The 15,418-nt window shown below is 74.6% G+C and carries 17 protein-coding genes; 11 read left to right on the top strand and 6 right to left on the bottom strand.

Annotated features, from left to right (window positions below):
• Window position 1 precedes the first annotated feature (1 nt).
• The gene (locus tag AB0K00_RS08470) at window positions 2–1,087 is read right to left on the bottom strand and encodes a serpin family protein (RefSeq protein WP_363517401.1); all 1,086 of its coding nucleotides are present in this window, start codon (window positions 1,085–1,087) and stop codon (window positions 2–4) included.
• Between the two features lie 154 nt (window positions 1,088–1,241).
• On the opposite strand from AB0K00_RS08470, the gene trpC reads away from it, so the two are divergent.
• The 5 genes from trpC (at window position 1,242) to metG (ending at window position 7,029) form a co-directional block, all read left to right on the top strand.
• Window positions 1,242–2,045: an indole-3-glycerol phosphate synthase TrpC gene (trpC, locus tag AB0K00_RS08465; RefSeq protein ID WP_363517648.1), complete on the top strand. Its 804-nt coding sequence runs from the start codon at window positions 1,242–1,244 to the stop codon at window positions 2,043–2,045.
• Window positions 2,042–3,259, top strand: a complete 1,218-nt coding sequence (trpB, locus tag AB0K00_RS08460; RefSeq protein ID WP_363517398.1) for a tryptophan synthase subunit beta — start codon at window positions 2,042–2,044, stop codon at window positions 3,257–3,259. The genes trpC and trpB overlap by 4 nt, the downstream gene beginning before the upstream one ends.
• A gap of 5 nt (window positions 3,260–3,264) precedes the next feature.
• Window positions 3,265–4,062: a tryptophan synthase subunit alpha gene (gene trpA, locus AB0K00_RS08455; protein WP_363517395.1), complete on the top strand. Its 798-nt coding sequence runs from the start codon at window positions 3,265–3,267 to the stop codon at window positions 4,060–4,062.
• Window positions 4,063–4,146: 84 nt separating this feature from the next.
• Window positions 4,147–5,385: a PQQ-binding-like beta-propeller repeat protein gene (locus AB0K00_RS08450; protein ID WP_363517392.1), complete on the top strand. Its 1,239-nt coding sequence runs from the start codon at window positions 4,147–4,149 to the stop codon at window positions 5,383–5,385.
• A gap of 150 nt (window positions 5,386–5,535) precedes the next feature.
• Window positions 5,536–7,029, top strand: a complete 1,494-nt coding sequence (metG, locus tag AB0K00_RS08445) for a methionine--tRNA ligase (protein WP_363517389.1) — start codon at window positions 5,536–5,538, stop codon at window positions 7,027–7,029.
• 17 nt (window positions 7,030–7,046) lie between these two features.
• Here metG and AB0K00_RS08440 read toward each other — a convergent pair whose 3' ends face one another.
• The gene (locus AB0K00_RS08440; protein ID WP_363517386.1) at window positions 7,047–7,706 is read right to left on the bottom strand and encodes a GDSL-type esterase/lipase family protein; all 660 of its coding nucleotides are present in this window, start codon (window positions 7,704–7,706) and stop codon (window positions 7,047–7,049) included.
• A gap of 35 nt (window positions 7,707–7,741) precedes the next feature.
• A complete protein-coding gene (locus AB0K00_RS08435; protein WP_363517383.1) occupies window positions 7,742–8,230 on the bottom strand; it encodes an NUDIX hydrolase in 489 nt (162 codons plus the stop codon).
• A 152-nt stretch (window positions 8,231–8,382) separates the two neighbouring features.
• On the opposite strand from AB0K00_RS08435, the gene lgt reads away from it, so the two are divergent.
• Both lgt and AB0K00_RS08425 read left to right on the top strand, forming a co-directional pair.
• On the top strand, window positions 8,383–9,417 hold the full coding sequence (gene lgt / locus AB0K00_RS08430) for a prolipoprotein diacylglyceryl transferase (protein WP_363517380.1): 1,035 nt from the start codon (window positions 8,383–8,385) through the stop codon (window positions 9,415–9,417).
• A 12-nt stretch (window positions 9,418–9,429) separates the two neighbouring features.
• On the top strand, window positions 9,430–10,641 hold the full coding sequence (locus AB0K00_RS08425; RefSeq protein WP_363517377.1) for an NAD(P)/FAD-dependent oxidoreductase: 1,212 nt from the start codon (window positions 9,430–9,432) through the stop codon (window positions 10,639–10,641).
• Between the two features lie 70 nt (window positions 10,642–10,711).
• Here the strand turns inward: AB0K00_RS08425 and AB0K00_RS08420 are convergent, their stop codons facing one another.
• Both AB0K00_RS08420 and bioB read right to left on the bottom strand, forming a co-directional pair.
• Window positions 10,712–10,921 carry a hypothetical protein gene (locus tag AB0K00_RS08420; RefSeq protein WP_363517667.1) on the bottom strand — a complete coding sequence of 70 codons (210 nt, stop codon included), beginning with the start codon at window positions 10,919–10,921 and terminating at the stop codon, window positions 10,712–10,714.
• Window positions 10,918–11,901 carry a biotin synthase BioB gene (gene bioB / locus AB0K00_RS08415; RefSeq protein ID WP_363517375.1) on the bottom strand — a complete coding sequence of 328 codons (984 nt, stop codon included), beginning with the start codon at window positions 11,899–11,901 and terminating at the stop codon, window positions 10,918–10,920. Before bioB ends, AB0K00_RS08420 begins: the two co-directional genes overlap by 4 nt.
• 107 nt (window positions 11,902–12,008) lie before the next feature.
• On the opposite strand from bioB, the gene AB0K00_RS08410 reads away from it, so the two are divergent.
• The 4 genes from AB0K00_RS08410 (at window position 12,009) to AB0K00_RS08395 (ending at window position 14,686) form a co-directional block, all read left to right on the top strand.
• Window positions 12,009–13,181: an 8-amino-7-oxononanoate synthase gene (locus AB0K00_RS08410; RefSeq protein ID WP_363517373.1), complete on the top strand. Its 1,173-nt coding sequence runs from the start codon at window positions 12,009–12,011 to the stop codon at window positions 13,179–13,181.
• A gap of 140 nt (window positions 13,182–13,321) precedes the next feature.
• Window positions 13,322–14,032, top strand: a complete 711-nt coding sequence (gene bioD / locus AB0K00_RS08405) for a dethiobiotin synthase (RefSeq protein ID WP_363517646.1) — start codon at window positions 13,322–13,324, stop codon at window positions 14,030–14,032.
• 94 nt (window positions 14,033–14,126) lie between these two features.
• A complete protein-coding gene (locus AB0K00_RS08400; protein WP_363517370.1) occupies window positions 14,127–14,291 on the top strand; it encodes a hypothetical protein in 165 nt (54 codons plus the stop codon).
• Window positions 14,288–14,686: a PIN domain-containing protein gene (locus AB0K00_RS08395; RefSeq protein ID WP_363517367.1), complete on the top strand. Its 399-nt coding sequence runs from the start codon at window positions 14,288–14,290 to the stop codon at window positions 14,684–14,686. Before AB0K00_RS08400 ends, AB0K00_RS08395 begins: the two co-directional genes overlap by 4 nt.
• A gap of 14 nt (window positions 14,687–14,700) precedes the next feature.
• Here AB0K00_RS08395 and AB0K00_RS08390 read toward each other — a convergent pair whose 3' ends face one another.
• The gene (locus AB0K00_RS08390) at window positions 14,701–15,396 is read right to left on the bottom strand and encodes a histidine kinase dimerization/phospho-acceptor domain-containing protein (protein ID WP_363517364.1); all 696 of its coding nucleotides are present in this window, start codon (window positions 15,394–15,396) and stop codon (window positions 14,701–14,703) included.
• Window positions 15,397–15,418: the final 22 nt, after the last annotated feature.

Below are 15,418 nucleotides of genomic sequence, written 5' to 3'. Positions count from 1 at the left end.
GTCACGGCCGCCAGCCGGTGGGGTCCGTGACCCAGCCGGCGACGAGGACGAGACCGGTGGGGCGGTGCACGGCGAAGAACCCGAACGGCCGGTCGAACGCGACCGTCACCCGCAGCCGCCGCGTCCGGGGCGGCTGGAACGCCAGGGGGTGCATGGCCAGGGACGTGACCGTCGCGGCCCGGAAGCCCAGGGCGGTGAACGAGGCCACGGCCTGCTGGCGGGCGCTGGACACGACCAGGTCGACGGGGCTGATGCCGGGGAACGTGCCGTCGCGGGACGCGGTGCGCAGCCCGAACAGGCCGGCCTCGGCGAGGAGGTCGTGGCTCGCGGACACGTCGAACGACGGCAGGCTCACCATCAGCTCGGGTGCGGGGTCGGTGGCGTCGACCTCCTCGGCGGTGACGCCCGGTCCGTGCGTCGACGGCGACGAGCGGGCCCAGCCGTCGATGCCGGCGGCGAGGACGGATCCGGGGGCGGCGTCGCCGGCGCCGATGGCGAGCCGCACGTCGATCTCGTTCCGGCCGGCGACGGTGAGCAGGGTGACCGGACCGCCGGGGGCGGCGAGGACCCGCAGCGGCGACAGGGCGTCGGCGGCGGCGTGCCTGCGGTGCAGACCGGCGAGCCGGCGGCCCGACCACGGCCCGGCGGCGGGGGACAGGATGCCGTCGTCGAACGGCTGGACCCACTCGGTGCGCACCGACAGCGCCGAGGCGAGCACGACGCCGGTGTCCTCGTCGACGGCGACGGGCATCGCCGGGATGAGCCCGCCGGTCCGCTCGGCGGCCCACGCGTCCAGGCGCGGCTGGTCGACGGCGGGGTCGCCGCTCAGCTGGGACCCGGCCGTCCAGGCGGGGTTGAGGGGCAGGTCGTGGCGGGTCCAGACGCCCAGCGCCGAGCGCACCCCGTCGGTGTCCGGCAGGTCGAGGGGCGACGGCGCGACGGCCAGGAGCTCGTCGCGCGCCGGGCCGGACGCGACCCCCGCGAGCAGGGCCAGCAGCGGATAGACCCCCGCGCCGGAGAAGACGGCCGGGGCGTCGGCGGCGGCCGCCCAGCGCGCGGTGAGGGCGTTGCCGGCCTGTACGGTCATGGCCCCAACCATACGAACGGCAAGGCATTATGCCCTAGTCCATTAGGTGACGTCGGCCATACCCCCACGGCCATCCACTGACCGGGGGGCTCCTAGCATCGGATGCATGACCACCGGAGAGGGGAGCTCCTTGATCAACGCGGAATCTGGCCGTGTGCTCGACGAGATCCTCGCCGGCGTGCGCGAAGACTTGGCCATCCGCGAGGCACAGGTGCCCCTGGACGAGATCAAGCAAGCAGCGGCGCAGGCGTCACCGCCACAGGATGCCTACGTCAAACTGAGGGCCCCTGGGGTGGGGGTGATCGCCGAGGTCAAGCGCGCCTCGCCGTCGAAGGGGCAGCTCGCCGAGATCCCCGATCCGGCGGAGCTGGCCAAGGAGTATGCCGCCGGTGGTGCCCGCGCGGTCAGCGTGCTGACCGAGGGCCGCTGGTTCGGCGGCAGCCTCGACGACTTCGCCGCCGTGCGCGCCGCCGTCGACGTGCCGCTGCTGCGCAAGGACTTCATCGTGTCCTCCTACCAGGTGCACGAGGCCCGGGCATACGGCGCCGACCTTGTCCTGCTGATCGTCGCCGCGCTGGACCAGAACACCCTGTCGGGTCTCCTCGACCGCATCGAGAGCCTGGGCATGACCGCCCTGGTCGAGGTGCACGACGAGGAGGAGACCGACCGCGCCCTGGAGGCCGGCGCCAAGGTGATCGGGATCAACGCGCGCAACCTGCGGACCCTCGAGGTCGACCGGACGGTGTTCGAGCGGATCGCGCCCGGCCTGCCCAACGACGTCGTGAAGATCGCCGAGTCGGGTGTCCGCGGCCCGCACGACCTGATCCGCTACGCGTCCGCCGGCGCCGATGCGGTCCTCGTCGGCGAGGGCCTCGTCACCCAGAAGAGTCCGCGCGACGCGGTCGCCGAGCTCGTCACGGCGGGCAGTCACCCGGCGACGCCGCGGCCGGCGCGATGAACGCGTTCCTGTCCGCCGCCGGCCTGCTGCCGGACCAGTCCGGGCATTTCGGCACCTACGGCGGCCGTTTCGTCCCCGAGGCGCTGATCGCGGCGCTGGACGGGCTGGACGCCGCCTACCGGCACGCGCAGGCCGACGAGGCGTTCCAGGCCGAGTTCGGCCGGCTGCTGCGCGACTACGCCAACACGCCGTCGCCGCTGTACCGTGCCGACCGGCTCTCCGCGCACGCCGGCGCCCGGGTGTTCCTCAAGCGTGAGGACCTCAACCACACCGGCGCCCACAAGATCCGTAACGTGCTCGGCCAGGCGCTGCTCACCAAGCGGATGGGCAAGCACCGGGTCATCGCCGAGACCGGCGCCGGCCAGCACGGCGTCGCCAGCGCCACCGCCTGCGCCCTGCTCGACCTCGAATGCATCGTCTACATGGGCGAGGAGGACACCCGTCGGCAGGCGCTCAACGTCGCCCGCATGCGGATGCTCGGCGCCACCGTCGTGCCCGTGACGACCGGCAGCAAGACGCTCAAGGACGCGATCAACGAGGCGCTGCGGGACTGGGTCACCAACGTCGACACCACCCACTACCTGCTCGGCACCGCCGCCGGCCCGCACCCGTTCCCGGTGATGGTCCGCGACTTCGTCAGCGGCATCAGTGTCGAGGCGCGCCGGCAGATCCTGGAGCAGACCGGGCGGCTGCCCGACGCGGTCGCCGCGTGCGTCGGCGGCGGCTCCAACGCGATCGGCGCGTTCCACGCGTTCGTCCCCGACGAGGGGGTGCGCCTGTACGGCTTCGAGGCGGGCGGCGACGGCATCGACACCGCCCGGCACGCGGCGAGCATCACCGGCGGCTCCACGGGTGTGCTGCACGGCGCCCGCACGTACCTGCTGCAGGACGAGGACGGCCAGACCATCGAGTCGCACTCGATCTCCGCGGGCCTGGACTACCCGGCCGTCGGGCCGGAGCACGCGTATCTGCACGACACCGGCCGCGCGACGTATGAGCCGGTCACCGACGCCGAGGCGATGGACGCGTTCAAGCTGCTGTGCCGGGTCGAGGGGATCATCCCCGCGATCGAGAGCGCCCACGCGGTCGCCGGCGCGCTGCGGGTCATCCCGAAGCTGTCGGCCGACCTGGGCCGCGAGCCGGTCGTGGTGATCTGCCTGTCCGGCCGCGGTGACAAGGACATGGACACCGCGCGCGACTTCTTCGGGGTGTGACGACAGTGAGTGTTTCGGTCGCGTTCGAGAAGGCCCGCGCGGAGGGCCGCAGCGCGCTGATCGGCTACCTGCCGGCCGGGTTCCCGACCGTGCCCGGCGCGGTCGACGCGATCAAGGCGATGATCGACAACGGGGTGGACATCGTCGAGGTCGGCCTGCCGTACTCCGACCCGGTCATGGACGGCCCAGTCATCCAGCGCGCCACCGAGGCGGCCCTGGCGGGCGGCTTCCGGGTCGCCGACGGGCTGCGCACCGTCGAGGCGGTCGCCGCCGCGGGCGCGCCGATCCTCGTCATGACCTACTGGAACCTCGTCGAGCGTTACGGGGTGGACCGGTTCGCCGCCGACCTCGCCGCCGCCGGCGGTGCCGGGCTCATCACGCCCGACCTCATCCCCGACGAGTCCGCGCCGTGGCTGGCCGCCTCCGACGCGCACGACCTCGACCGGGTCTTCCTGGTGTCGCCGTCCTCGACCGACGCCCGGATCGCGATGACCGCCGGCCGGTGCCGCGGCTTCGTCTACGCCACCAGCGTCATGGGCGTCACCGGCGCCCGCAGCAGCACCAGCACCGCCGCGCCCGCCCTCGTCGAGCGGATCCGCAAGGCGGACGCGACCCTGCCGGTCGCGGTCGGTCTCGGCGTCTCCAACGGTGACCAGGCCGCGGAGGTCGGCGCGTTCGCCGACGGGGTCATCGTCGGCAGTGCCCTCGTGCGGTGCCTGCAGGACGCCGCGACGCCGGCCGCCGGGATCGCCGCGATCGCCGCGCTCAGCGCCGACCTCGCCGAGGGCGTCCGGCGCCGGTGACACCGGCGTGAGTCACCGGGCCCGACCCGCGTCGTTGAGCCCGACGTGCGCCGATTTTTCCGTTTGGTACCTGTAGCGCTCCTGTTGTCCGCTGCCCCTGCCGGCCTCGCCCTTGCCTTTCCCGGCGCGGTGCGGCCCCCGGCGTCGGCGGTGACCGAGGCCGACGCCGGCTGGCGGCAGGACGGCAACGGGCCCGGGCGCGCCGGGTACCAGCCGGTCACCCCGTACCTGACCACCGCGTCCGCGACCCGGCTCGACACGGTCTGGATCGCGCCCGCGGCCCGGCCCGAGGAGCAGGTCGGCGGCGCGGTCGTCGCCGACGGGACCCTGCTGCGCTCCTCCGGCGGCCCGACCGGCCAGGTCCGCCGCTACGACGCGGTCACCGGCGCCGACCTCGGCCCCGTCCTCGACGTGCCCGGCCGGTGGTTCGGGCAGCTCGCGGCGCCGCCCGCCGGCCGGCGGGGCGGGCTGCTGGTGGAGTCCCAGACGTACGACAGCGGCACCGGCAACCTGCTCGAGCGCCACCTCAGTGCGTACACCACCGGCGGCGAAGCGGTGTGGGACGTGCCGCTGCCCGACGAGGTGTCCGGCGGCTTCACCGTCGCGGGAGACCTGGTGCTGCGCGCCGCCGGCACGACCCTGACCGCGCTGCGGCTCGCCGACGGCACCACGGCGTGGACCGCGCCCCTGGACGGCGAGGTGGGCCTGCACCCGCCGGTCGCCGACGCCGGCCTCGCCCTGCAGACGTTCGAGGCCGGCCGCACCGGCACCGGGCTCGCCGCGTTCGACCTGCGCACCGGCACGCGCGTGTGGCGGCAGGACGTGAGCGGCCCGTGGCTGATCGCGGCCGGTGGCGTCGCCTACACCACCGGCACCGGCGGGGTCTGCGCCCACACCGCCGCCGACGGCGCCCGCCGCTGGTGCGACACCGGGGCCCTGCGCGACCCGCGGTCGGCGACCACCGACGGGCAGACGCTCATGGTCTTCGACGCCAACGGCCGCGCCGCCGGGTTCGACGCCGGCGACGGCGCGGTCCGCTGGACCCGCGACTGGGGCACCGCCGGCGCGGAGGTCGCCACGTCCTACTGGTCGCCGGTCAACGGCGGCGGCGTCCTCTACGGGGTCGTGTACCAGTTCCTGCTCCGCGACGGCGCCCCCGTGCACCGGGTCGAGCTGCTCGCGCTCGACGCCGCCGACGGGACCGTCCTGACCCGGCGCGACCTCGCGTTCGACGCCCTGCACGGCGCCGAGCCGCTGTTGCTGTCCGGCGATCACGTGTACTTCGCGGCGCTCGAGAAACTCATCGCCCTCGGAGTACAGTGAGCGCATGCACACCGGCCGAATGATGCGCCCCTTCACGGGGTCCGTCGGCGTGCGCTAGTCCCGCTCACCACTCGCCCCTGCGCTCAGGGGCGGTTGTGCGGATCAGGTCCGTCCCTGTCACGGCAGGGCACCGCAGACCGGAGATCCGACATGAGCTTCTACGTCACCACCGCCATCCCCTACGTCAACGCCGCCCCGCACCTCGGGCACGCCCTGGAGCTCGTCCAGGCCGACGTCCTGGCCCGGCACCGGCGGCTGCGCGGGCAACAGGTCAGGTTCCTCACCGGCACCGACGAGAACGCGTTCAAGAACGTCACCGCGGCCGCCGCCGCGGGCGTCGACGTGGCCGACTTCGTCACCGCGAACGCGGACCGGTTCGCCGCCCTGCGCGGCGTGCTCGAGCTGTCGTTCGACGACTTCATCCGCACCTCCCGGGATCCGCGGCACGCCCGCGGCGTCGCGGAGCTGTGGCGGCGCACCGCCGAGCGCGGCGACTTCTACCAGCGCAGCTACACCGGCCGGTACTGCCAGGGCTGCGAGCAGTTCTACGAACCCGCGGAGCTGCCCGGCGGGCGCTGCGCGGAGCACGGCACGGTCCCGGAGACCGTCACCGAGTCCAACTGGTTCTTCCGGCTGTCCGGGTACGCCGACCGCGTCCTCAAGGCCCTGGAGACCGGTGAGGTGCGGGTCGAACCGGCGGCGAAACGCAACGAGGTCCTCGCGTTCGTCCGGGCCGGGCTGCAGGACATCAGCGTGTCCCGGCCCGCCGCCCGCGCCGGCGGGTGGGGCATCCCGGTGCCCGGCGACCCGTCGCAGGTCGTCTACGTCTGGTGGGACGCCCTCGCCAACTACGTCACCGCGCTCGGCGACGTCGGCGGCGACCTGCACCGCGAGTGGTGGCAGGACACCGCCGAGCGGGTCCACGTGATCGGCAAGGGGATCGTGCGGTTCCACGCCGTGTACTGGCTGGCGCTGCTGCTGTCCGCCGGCCTGCCGCTGCCGACGGCGATCTTCGTGCACGAGTACCTGACCGTCGACGGCGCCAAGCTGTCCAAGAGCGCCGGCAACGCGATCGATCCGGCGGTCCTCGCCGACCGGCACGGTGGCGACGCGCTGCGCTGGTGGCTGCTGCGCGAGGTCGCGCTGCTCGGTGACACCGACTTCACCGAGGAGCGGCTGCTGCAGCGGTATCACCAGGACCTGGCCAACGGCCTCGGCAACCTCGTCAACCGCACGATCAGCCTGGTGCACCGCTACCGGGGTGGCACGGTGCCCTCCGCTGCTGGCGCGGACCCGGCGCTCGCCGGCGTCGGCACGGACCCGGCGCTGGCCGGTGCCGTCGACCGGGCCCTGGCGGGGTTCGACTTCCGGGCCGCGACCGACGCGATCTGGGCCGCCGTCGCCGCCGGCAACCGCCTGGTCGAGGAGGCCCGGCCGTGGGAGCTCGCGAAGCGGGAACAGGCCGGCGACACCGCCGCCGGGGCCGAGCTCGACACCGTCCTGGCCACCCTGGTGGCGTCGTGCCGGGCGGTGACCCGCGAGCTGGCGCCGTTCCTGCCGGCGGGCGCGGCCCGGCTCGCCGCGCAGCTCGGCGACGGCGAAAAGGTCGGCACCCCGGAGCCGGTGTTCCCGCGCCGGCTCTGATCCTCGCTCGGGGGCGGTCAGCCGCGCAGGGCCGCCCGCCAGGCGTCGCGGACGGCCTGGGCGCCCCACGCGTTGGGTTCGATGTGCCCGCACAGCCACAGGTCGCGGTTGTCGGGGCGGGGGTCGGCGGCGGTCACGTCGCCAGCCTTCGCGCCGTGGCCGAGGAACGCGGCGTGCAGGTCGGCGACCCCGGCCCCGTGGCCGGCGGCCGCGGCGCGGATCGCGTCGTTGAGCGACGCCAGGATCTCCAGGCCGCCTTCCCAGGCCGGCAGCCCCAGCCAGGACAGGTCGCCGGTGCCGTCGGTCGGGTCGTACACGGTGCTGAGCACCACCCGGGCGCCGGTCGCGGCGAGGGCGGGCATGACGATCGCGTAGTTGGCGGCCACCTGCGCCACCGTGCGCCGGGCCGCGTCCAGGTCCGGCGGCAGCCCGAGCTTGGCGGGCGTGAACAGCGCCGTGAGCAGGTCGTTGCCGCCCATGGTCAGGGTGATCAGGGCCGGCCGGCCCGCGATCTTGTCGAGCTGGAACCGCACGACGTCCTCGCTGGTCGCGCCGTCCCGGGCGAGCAACGTCAGGTCGATGCCGAAGTCGTCGGCCAGCAGCGAGGCGGCGCCCAGACCTGGCCCGCCGGCATAGTCGTCGATCGAAATGGAGTCGCCGAGCGCGTAGTAGGCCACAGGGTCAGTAGATCACCCGGAGGCGCGTGCACGTTTCACGCGTCTATGGCCTCACGCGCGACCTCACGCAGCACGTCGCGCTTGATCTGGCGGATCACCCCGGCCCGGCCCGCGCCCGCGTCGGCGATGGCGGTGCGGGTGGTGGCGGTCAGCGGCTCCGGCAGCGACGCCGGGTCGTGCCACGCCACGCGGCTGATCCGGCCGGGCGCGTTCAGCGCCGGGCCGCCGCCCTCCAGGCGGCCGCTGAGACGGCCGCGGAACACGTGGACGAACAGGTCGGGGACCGCCTCGCCGCAGCCGTCGCCGGTCAGCTCGTACATGCCGACGAGCTCGACGATCTCGGCTTCCAGGCCGGTCTCCTCGAAGATGTCGCGGACCGCTGCGTGCACGGGGCTCTCCGCGGCGCGGACCCGCCCGCCGGGCAGCCCCCACAGCTGGTGGCCGCCCGCCTGCTGGCACAGCAGCACGCGGCCGGCGGCGTCTTCGATGATCGCGGCAACGGCAGACGTGACTTGGTAGCTCATATTCGCACTCTAGGCGCCATAGCGGACCGTTGCGATACCTTCGCTGGTGGTGATCTTCGCCGGTCGGAGTGGGGTTCCGTGCACCGCCGGGTGGCGAATTGGGCGAACCCAGGGCATCGCGTTTCGGCGGATCGGCGGTAGCGTGTGCACCCGTGGATGCTGCCCTTACCCCGCTGGCCGTGATCCCCAGCCCTACGCAAGGTGTCTGGGACCTCGGACCGGTGCCGTTGCGCGCCTACGCGCTGTGCATCGTGCTCGGCATCGTCGCCGCGTGCTTCATCGCCGACCGGCGGCTGCGCCAGCGCGGCGCCCCGCCGTGGGTGATCCTCGACATCGCGGTGTGGGCGGTCCCCGCCGGCATCATCGGTGCCCGGATCTACCACGTGATCACCTCACCGGAGGCATATTTCGGTGAGAACGGCGACCTGATCAAGGCCTTCAAGATCTGGGAGGGCGGCCTCGGCATCTGGGGCGGCATCGCGGGCGGCGCCGTCGGCGCCTACATCGCCTGCCGCCGGCTGAACCTGCCCTTCGCGATGGCCGCCGACACCCTCGCCGTCGGCCTGCCCGTCGCGCAGGCCCTCGGCCGCTGGGGCAACTGGTTCAACAACGAGCTCTACGGCAAGGAGACCAGCCTGCCGTGGGGTCTCAAGGTCTACAACTGGGACGCGAGTGCCGGGCACGCCCAGACGGTCAACGGTGAGCCGATCGTGCTGGGGGTGTTCCACCCCACGTTCCTCTACGAGTTCCTGTGGTGCCTCGGCGTCGCCGCCGCCGTCTACTACGCCGACAAGCGCTGGACCCTCGGCCGGGGCCGGGCGTTCGCGCTGTACGTCGCGCTGTACTGCGTCGGCCGGTTCTGGATCGAGGCGCTGCGCATCGACGACGCGCACCACTTCCTCGGCATGCGGCTCAACAACTGGACCGCGATCGTGGTCTTCGTCGCTGCCGTCGTCTACTTCCTGCGGGTGAACGGCCCGCAGGAGCGCGTCACGTATGACGAGAACGGGCGCATCACCGTCGTCACCGGTTCGCCCGCCGCGGACCCGTCCGAGGCCGAGGTCGTGGCCGAGGCGGACACCGTCGCGGAGCCCACGGCCGAGGAGGACGACCCGCCAGCGGCTGACGACGCCGACGCTGACAGCTCCTCCAACAGCTCATCCAACAGCTCATCGAGCAAGGGCTGAGGTAGCGACCGGATGCGCACCGCTGTCGTGGTGGGCGCCGGCATCGGCGGGATCGCCGCGGCCGGCGCACTCGCCCGGACCGGCTGGCAGGTCACCCTCCTCGAACGCGACGACCGGCTCCGCCCGGGCCGCGGGGCGCTCGTCCTGTGGCCCAACGGGGTCCGGGCGCTGCGCGGGCTCGGGCTCGCCGGTGGCCTCGACGGCATCGCCACCCCGGTCCCGCCGGTCGGCATCCGCCGCCCCGACGGGCAGTGGCTGGTCCGTCCCGGCGCCGGGACCGGCGACGGCGAGGACGTCGAGCCGCCGCCGGTCGTCGTGCACCGCGAGGACCTGCACGACGCGTTCATCGCCGGGCTGAGCGACCAGGTCGACATCCGCAACGCCATCGAGGTGCAGCCCGCCAGGGTGCACCGGGAGCGTCCCGCCGTCGGTGACGGCCGCACCACGTTCGAGGCGGATCTCATCGTCGCCGCCGACGGCGTGCAGAGCGCGGTCCGCCGCCGGCTCGCCCCGGTCACCAGCTTCACCAGCGGCGGCTTCGCCGCGTGGCGCGCCGTCATCCCCTGGTATCGCATCCCGGACCTGCCGCCGGGCCTCCCGCCGCACGGCGAGACCCTCGACGGGGGGCACCGCTTCACGTTCGCGTCCCTCGGCGAGCGCGGTTCATCCGGCGGCTCGACCCGCGGCGGCATCTCCTGGGTCGCGACCGTCCCTGGCGCGCTGCGCCCCGAGCCTCCCGCGGGCCAACTGGCGCTGCTGCGCCGGTGGTTCGCCGGCTGGCACGCGCCGATCCCGCAGCTGCTCGCCGCGACCGAACCCGACGACCTCGTCCAGGAGCCGATCGGCGAGCTGGCCCCGCTACCGGAGACGTTCGGCGTGAAGGCCGGCAGCGGCGGCTACGCCCTGATCGGCGACGCCGCCCACGCCATGCCGCACCACCTCGCCCAGGGCGCCTGCCTGGCCCTGGAGGACGTGGCGACGCTGCAGGCCGTGCTCGCCAACGTGCGGGGACCCCTGGCGCCGGCCCTGGACGAGTACAGCCGCCTGCGCCGCCCCCGGGTGACCCGGGTCCTGCAGCAGACCCGCAAGGCGTCCACCGTCCTGCAGCCCCGCAGCGGCCTCACCAGCCGCGCGATGGGCGCCGCGCTCGGTCGCGCCAACCCGCGCACCCTGGACCGGGCCGCCGCCGCGGCCACCGAGTGGGCCGGCCCGACGTCGTCCTAGCCGCCAGGTCGGTGACGGCGTGCGACCACCCGCGCGGCGCGGATGGGTCGCCCGCCGTCCGTGCGGCCGGTCAGGACGCCAGGTGGCCGTGTTCGACGCAGGTGGCGGACCAGCCCTGCGGCAGGACCTGCACCTTCATCCGGCGCCGGCAGTGCGGGCAGAACCGGGGCGGCTCGAGCTCCCGCGCCGCCGCACACGCCGGGTGCGGCGCGCCGGCGGTCAGCGCCTCGCCGCAGCGGTCGCACCAGAGGCCGGTGCCGGCGGTGTCCACGGCGTTCACAGCGTCGCCGAGAGGGCTTTGACCGGCATGCGCAGCTCGTCGAGCAGGGCGAGGTCCTGGTCGGGGGAGCGGCCCAGCGTGGTCAGGTAGTTGCCGACGATCACCGCGTTGACGCCGCCGAGGAGGCCGTCGCGGGTGCCGAGGTCGCCGAGGGTGATCTCGCGGCCGCCGGCGTAGCGCAGCAGGGTCCGCGGCAGGGCCAGGCGGAACGCGGCGACGGCCCGCAGCGCGTCCTTCGGGTCGAGCACCGGCTGGTCACCCAGCGGCGTGCCGGGGCGCGGGTTGAGGAAGTTGAGCGGGACCTCGTGCGGGTCGAGCTCCTGCAGCTGGATCGCGAACTCGGCGCGCTGCTCGACGGTCTCGCCGAGGCCGAGGATGCCGCCGCAGCAGACCTCCATGCCGGCGTCGCGGACCATGCGCAGCGTGTCCCACCGCTCCTCCCACGTGTGGGTGGTGACGACCTGCGGGAAGTGCGACCTGGCGGTCTCCAGGTTGTGGTTGTAGCGGTGGATGTTCAGCGCCGACAGCTGGTCCACCTGCTCCTGGGTGAGCATGCCCAGGGACGCGGCGATGTTGATGTCGACCGCCGCGCGGATCGCCGCGACGCCGTCGGCGAGCTGCGACATGAGCCGCTGGTCGGGGCCGCGCACGGCGGCGACGATGCAGAACTCGGTCGCCCCGGTCGCGGCGGTCTGTTTCGCCGCCTCGACGAGTGACGGGATGTCGAGCCAGACGGCTCGCACCGGGGACGTGAACAGCCCCGACTGGGAGCAGAAGTGGCAGTCCTCGGGGCAGCCGCCGGTCTTGAGCGAGACGATGCCCTCGACCTCGACCTCCGGGCCGCACCACGTCATCCGCACCTCGTGCGCGATCGCGAGATATTCGGGCAGCTCCTCGTCGGAGCAGCGCAGCACCGCGAGGACGCCTTCGAGGTCGAGCCCGACCCCGGTGTCCACGACAGCCTTGGCAGCATCAAGCATGCTCGTACCTTACAAAACGTTAGGGCCGCACGGGTGGACGGTGAAATTGTGCACACCAGACAATCGATGTGGTAGGAGTTCCACAACGGCGGTGCGAGGATATGGCGATGGAAGACGGATCGTGGCTGTCCACACTGGACGGTGAGGCCGCCGGACGGCAGGCCGCCGGGCTGCGCCGCGAGCTGCGCCCGCGCGCCGCCGGCGACGACGTGATCGACCTCGCCGGCAACGACTACCTCGGCCTGTCCCGGCACCCCGCCGTGCTCGCCGCCGCGGCGCGGGCCCTCGCCGACTACGGGCTCGGCGCGACCGGCTCGCGGCTGGTGCGCGGATCCACCGACGCGCACCACGCCCTGGAGGACGGCCTCGCCCGGCTCCTCGGCGCGCAGACGGCCCTCGTCTACTCCTCCGGCTACCTCGCCAACCTCGGCGCGATCCGGGCCCTCGTGCGCCGCGGCACGCTCGTCGTGTCCGACGCGCACAACCATGCGTCGATCGTCGACGGCTGCCGGCTCGCCTGCGCCGGGCGCGCCGCCCGGGAAGGCGCCGCCACCGTCGTCGCGCCGCACGCCGACCCCGGCGCGGTCCGGGCGCTGCTCGCCGCGCACCCGGACCGGCCCGCCGTCGTCGTCACCGAGAGCGTGTTCTCCGTCGACGGCGACCTCGCGCCCCTCGCCGAGCTGCACGCCGCGTGCCGGGCGCACGCCGGCGGCGCGCTGCTGCTGGTCGACGACGCGCACGCCCTCGGCGTCATCGGCCCCCGCGGCGCCGGCGGGGTCGCCGCCGCAGGCCTGTCCGGCCGCCCCGACGTGGTCGTCACCGCGACCCTGTCGAAGTCCCTCGGTGCCGCCGGTGGTGTCGTCGCCGGGCCCCGGCAGCTGCGCCGCCACCTCGTGGACACCGGCCGCACGTTCATCTACGACACGGCCCTGCCGCCGGTCGTCGCCGCCGGCGCCCTCGCCGCCCTGGACCTGCTGACCGCGGGCGAGGATCTGCGGGCCGACCTCGCCGCCCGGGCCGCCCTCGCCGTCGACCGGCTGCGCGCCGAAGGCCTCGACGTCCCCACCCCCGACGGCGGCGTCATCTCCGTCGCCGCGCCCAGCGCCGACGAGGCGTTCGCGTGGGCGGCCGCGTGCCGGGACCGGGGCGTCGCGGTAGGCTGCTTCCGCCCACCGTCCACACCGGACGGTCGGTCGCGCCTCCGGCTCACCGTCAACGTCGGCGTGCCACCGGCGGCGTTCGAGCATGCGCTCGACATCGTCGTCAAAGAGCGCCCGTGAGGGGCACCCGAGGACCCTGAAGGACGGCCGTGACCGACGACCCGCGCCCCGAGCCCCGTGACGTCCTGCCCGCCGAGGCCCTCCTGGCCGAGGCGCTGCGGTCCGAGGCGCTGCTGTCGGAGGCCGCGACCCCGGCCGCGATCGAGCCGATCACCGGGGCCGTCGTCGTCACCGGCACCGACACCGGCGTCGGCAAGACCATCGTCACCGCCGCCATCGCCGCCGCCGCGACCGCCGCCGGGCGCCGCGTCGCCGTCGTCAAACCCGCGCAGACCGGCACCGCCGAAGGCGACGAACCCGACGCCGCGACCGTGTCCCGGCTGGCCGAACCCGTCACGGTGCGGACCCTCGCCAGCTTCCCCGACCCCCTCGCGCCCCTCGCCGCGGCGCGGGTCGCCGGGGAGGACCCGCTGACCGCGGTCATGGCGCAGCTCGCCCTGCGCACCATCGTCGAGGACCACGACATCACCCTCATCGAAGGCGCCGGCGGGCTGCTCGTGCCGATGGGTGAGGGCGGCTGGACCGTCCTCGACCTCGCCGCCGCGCTCGGCGCCACCGCGGTCGTCGTCGCCCGGCCCGGCCTCGGCACGCTCAACCACACGGCCCTGACGCTGCAGGCCCTCGCCCACCGGGACGTGCCGGCCGCCGTCGTGCTCGGTTCGTGGCCGGCGGAGCCGGAGCTGGTCCACCGCACGAACCTGCACGACCTCGCCGGTGACCTCGCCGGCGCGGTCCCGGAAGGGGCCGGCGCGCTCGCCCCGGCGCTGTTCCGCCGGGAGGCCGTGCACTGGCTCGCGCCGATGCTGCACGGCCGCTTCGACCCCGTCGCGTTCAGATCCCACAGTCGCTGACCGGTCCCACAGCCGCTGACCCGGCTCGCGGCCGGGGGGAAGGTCGGCGTTTCGGGGGACCGCGGCGATCAATGTGACGCGGTACGGTCACGCCATGACCGAGATCGACCCCGGTGCCGGCGCGGCCGCGGCGCCCGCACCGGACGAGGAGCGCCACGCCCGGGCCCGCAAACGGCTCGACGACGCCGGCGCTCACGTGACCGCGGAGGCCCGCACCGAGTCCCGCGAGCAGGTCCGCGAGCTCATGGGCTGGTCATGAACGACCGGCCCGGGACCGTCGGCCTGGTGCTCGACCCGTCCGCGGTCCTCGCCTACACCCAGGGCGACGACAGCGTCGACGCCATGGTCGCCACCGTGCTCGCCGACGGCGGGACCGTGGTCGTCCCGGCGGTGGCGCTCGCCGAGACCCGCAGCGAGCTCGCCTACGCGGAGGAGCTCGGCCGGCTCGACACCCTGATCGGCGTGGTGACCGTCGCCCCGCTCGGCGGCGACGACGCGATCGGCCTGGGACGGCTCGCGTCCCGGCTCAACAGCGGTCTCGGCCTCGCCCACGCCGTCGCCGAGGCGCACCGCCACCAGGCCCGCCTGCTCACCGCGCACGGCTCCGCCGTGCGCCGCAACATCGGCGAGCTCGACGGCATCGTCGACCTCTGAGACCCCGGCACGCTTCAGGGCGTGCGCTGGCTCACCGTCGCCAGGACGCTCGCGGGCAGGGTGAGGCGGAACGACGTCTCGTCGAGGCGGACCTCGCCGCCGCACAGGCTCGCCACGGCCCGGGCCACCCGCAGGTCCGCGGGCCGCTGCGGGTCGCTCGGGCGCGGCTGCGGCGCGGTCAGCTCGCCGTGCGCGACGATCTTCGCGTCGATCGCCGGGACCGGGTCCGCCCGCAACGCGATCTCGATGTGCGCGCGGCTCGGCGCGCTCGTCGCCAGCCACAGCACCAGCTGCCCGACGAGATGCCGGCAGACGAGGTCGTCGACCGCGACGAGGACCGTCGCCGGGGCGTCGGCGTGGATGCTCACCGCGCCGGCGACCGCCACCCGCCGGGCCAGGTCGACGGCGTCGCGCAGCACCGCGACGAGGTCCGTCGCGCCCAGCCGGTGCGACCCGCCGCCGTCGCCGGCCGCGTCGCCGGAGCCGTCGGCGGCGGCGAGCGGCAGGACGACACCGTCGACGTAGCGCTGCAGCCGCACCGCGTTGCGGTCGATCGCGTCGAGGCACGCGACCCCGTCGGTCAACGCGTCCGCCGCGGGAGCGCCGGCCAGGTCGTCGCGCAGCAGCCGCGTGTACGCGAGGATCGACGTCAACGGGGTGTGCAGCTCATGTCGCAGCCGTGCCGCGGGATCGTCGCCGGTGGAGAACACGCGGGCTCCTAACCTTGTCGCT

Origin of the sequence: Dactylosporangium sp. NPDC049525 (assembly GCF_040676755.1) — a bacterium.
Classification (GTDB): Bacteria; Actinomycetota; Actinomycetes; order Mycobacteriales; family Micromonosporaceae; genus Dactylosporangium.
Note: the sequence above shows the minus strand (reverse complement) of the source record. Positions and strands in the feature narration are given on the sequence as shown.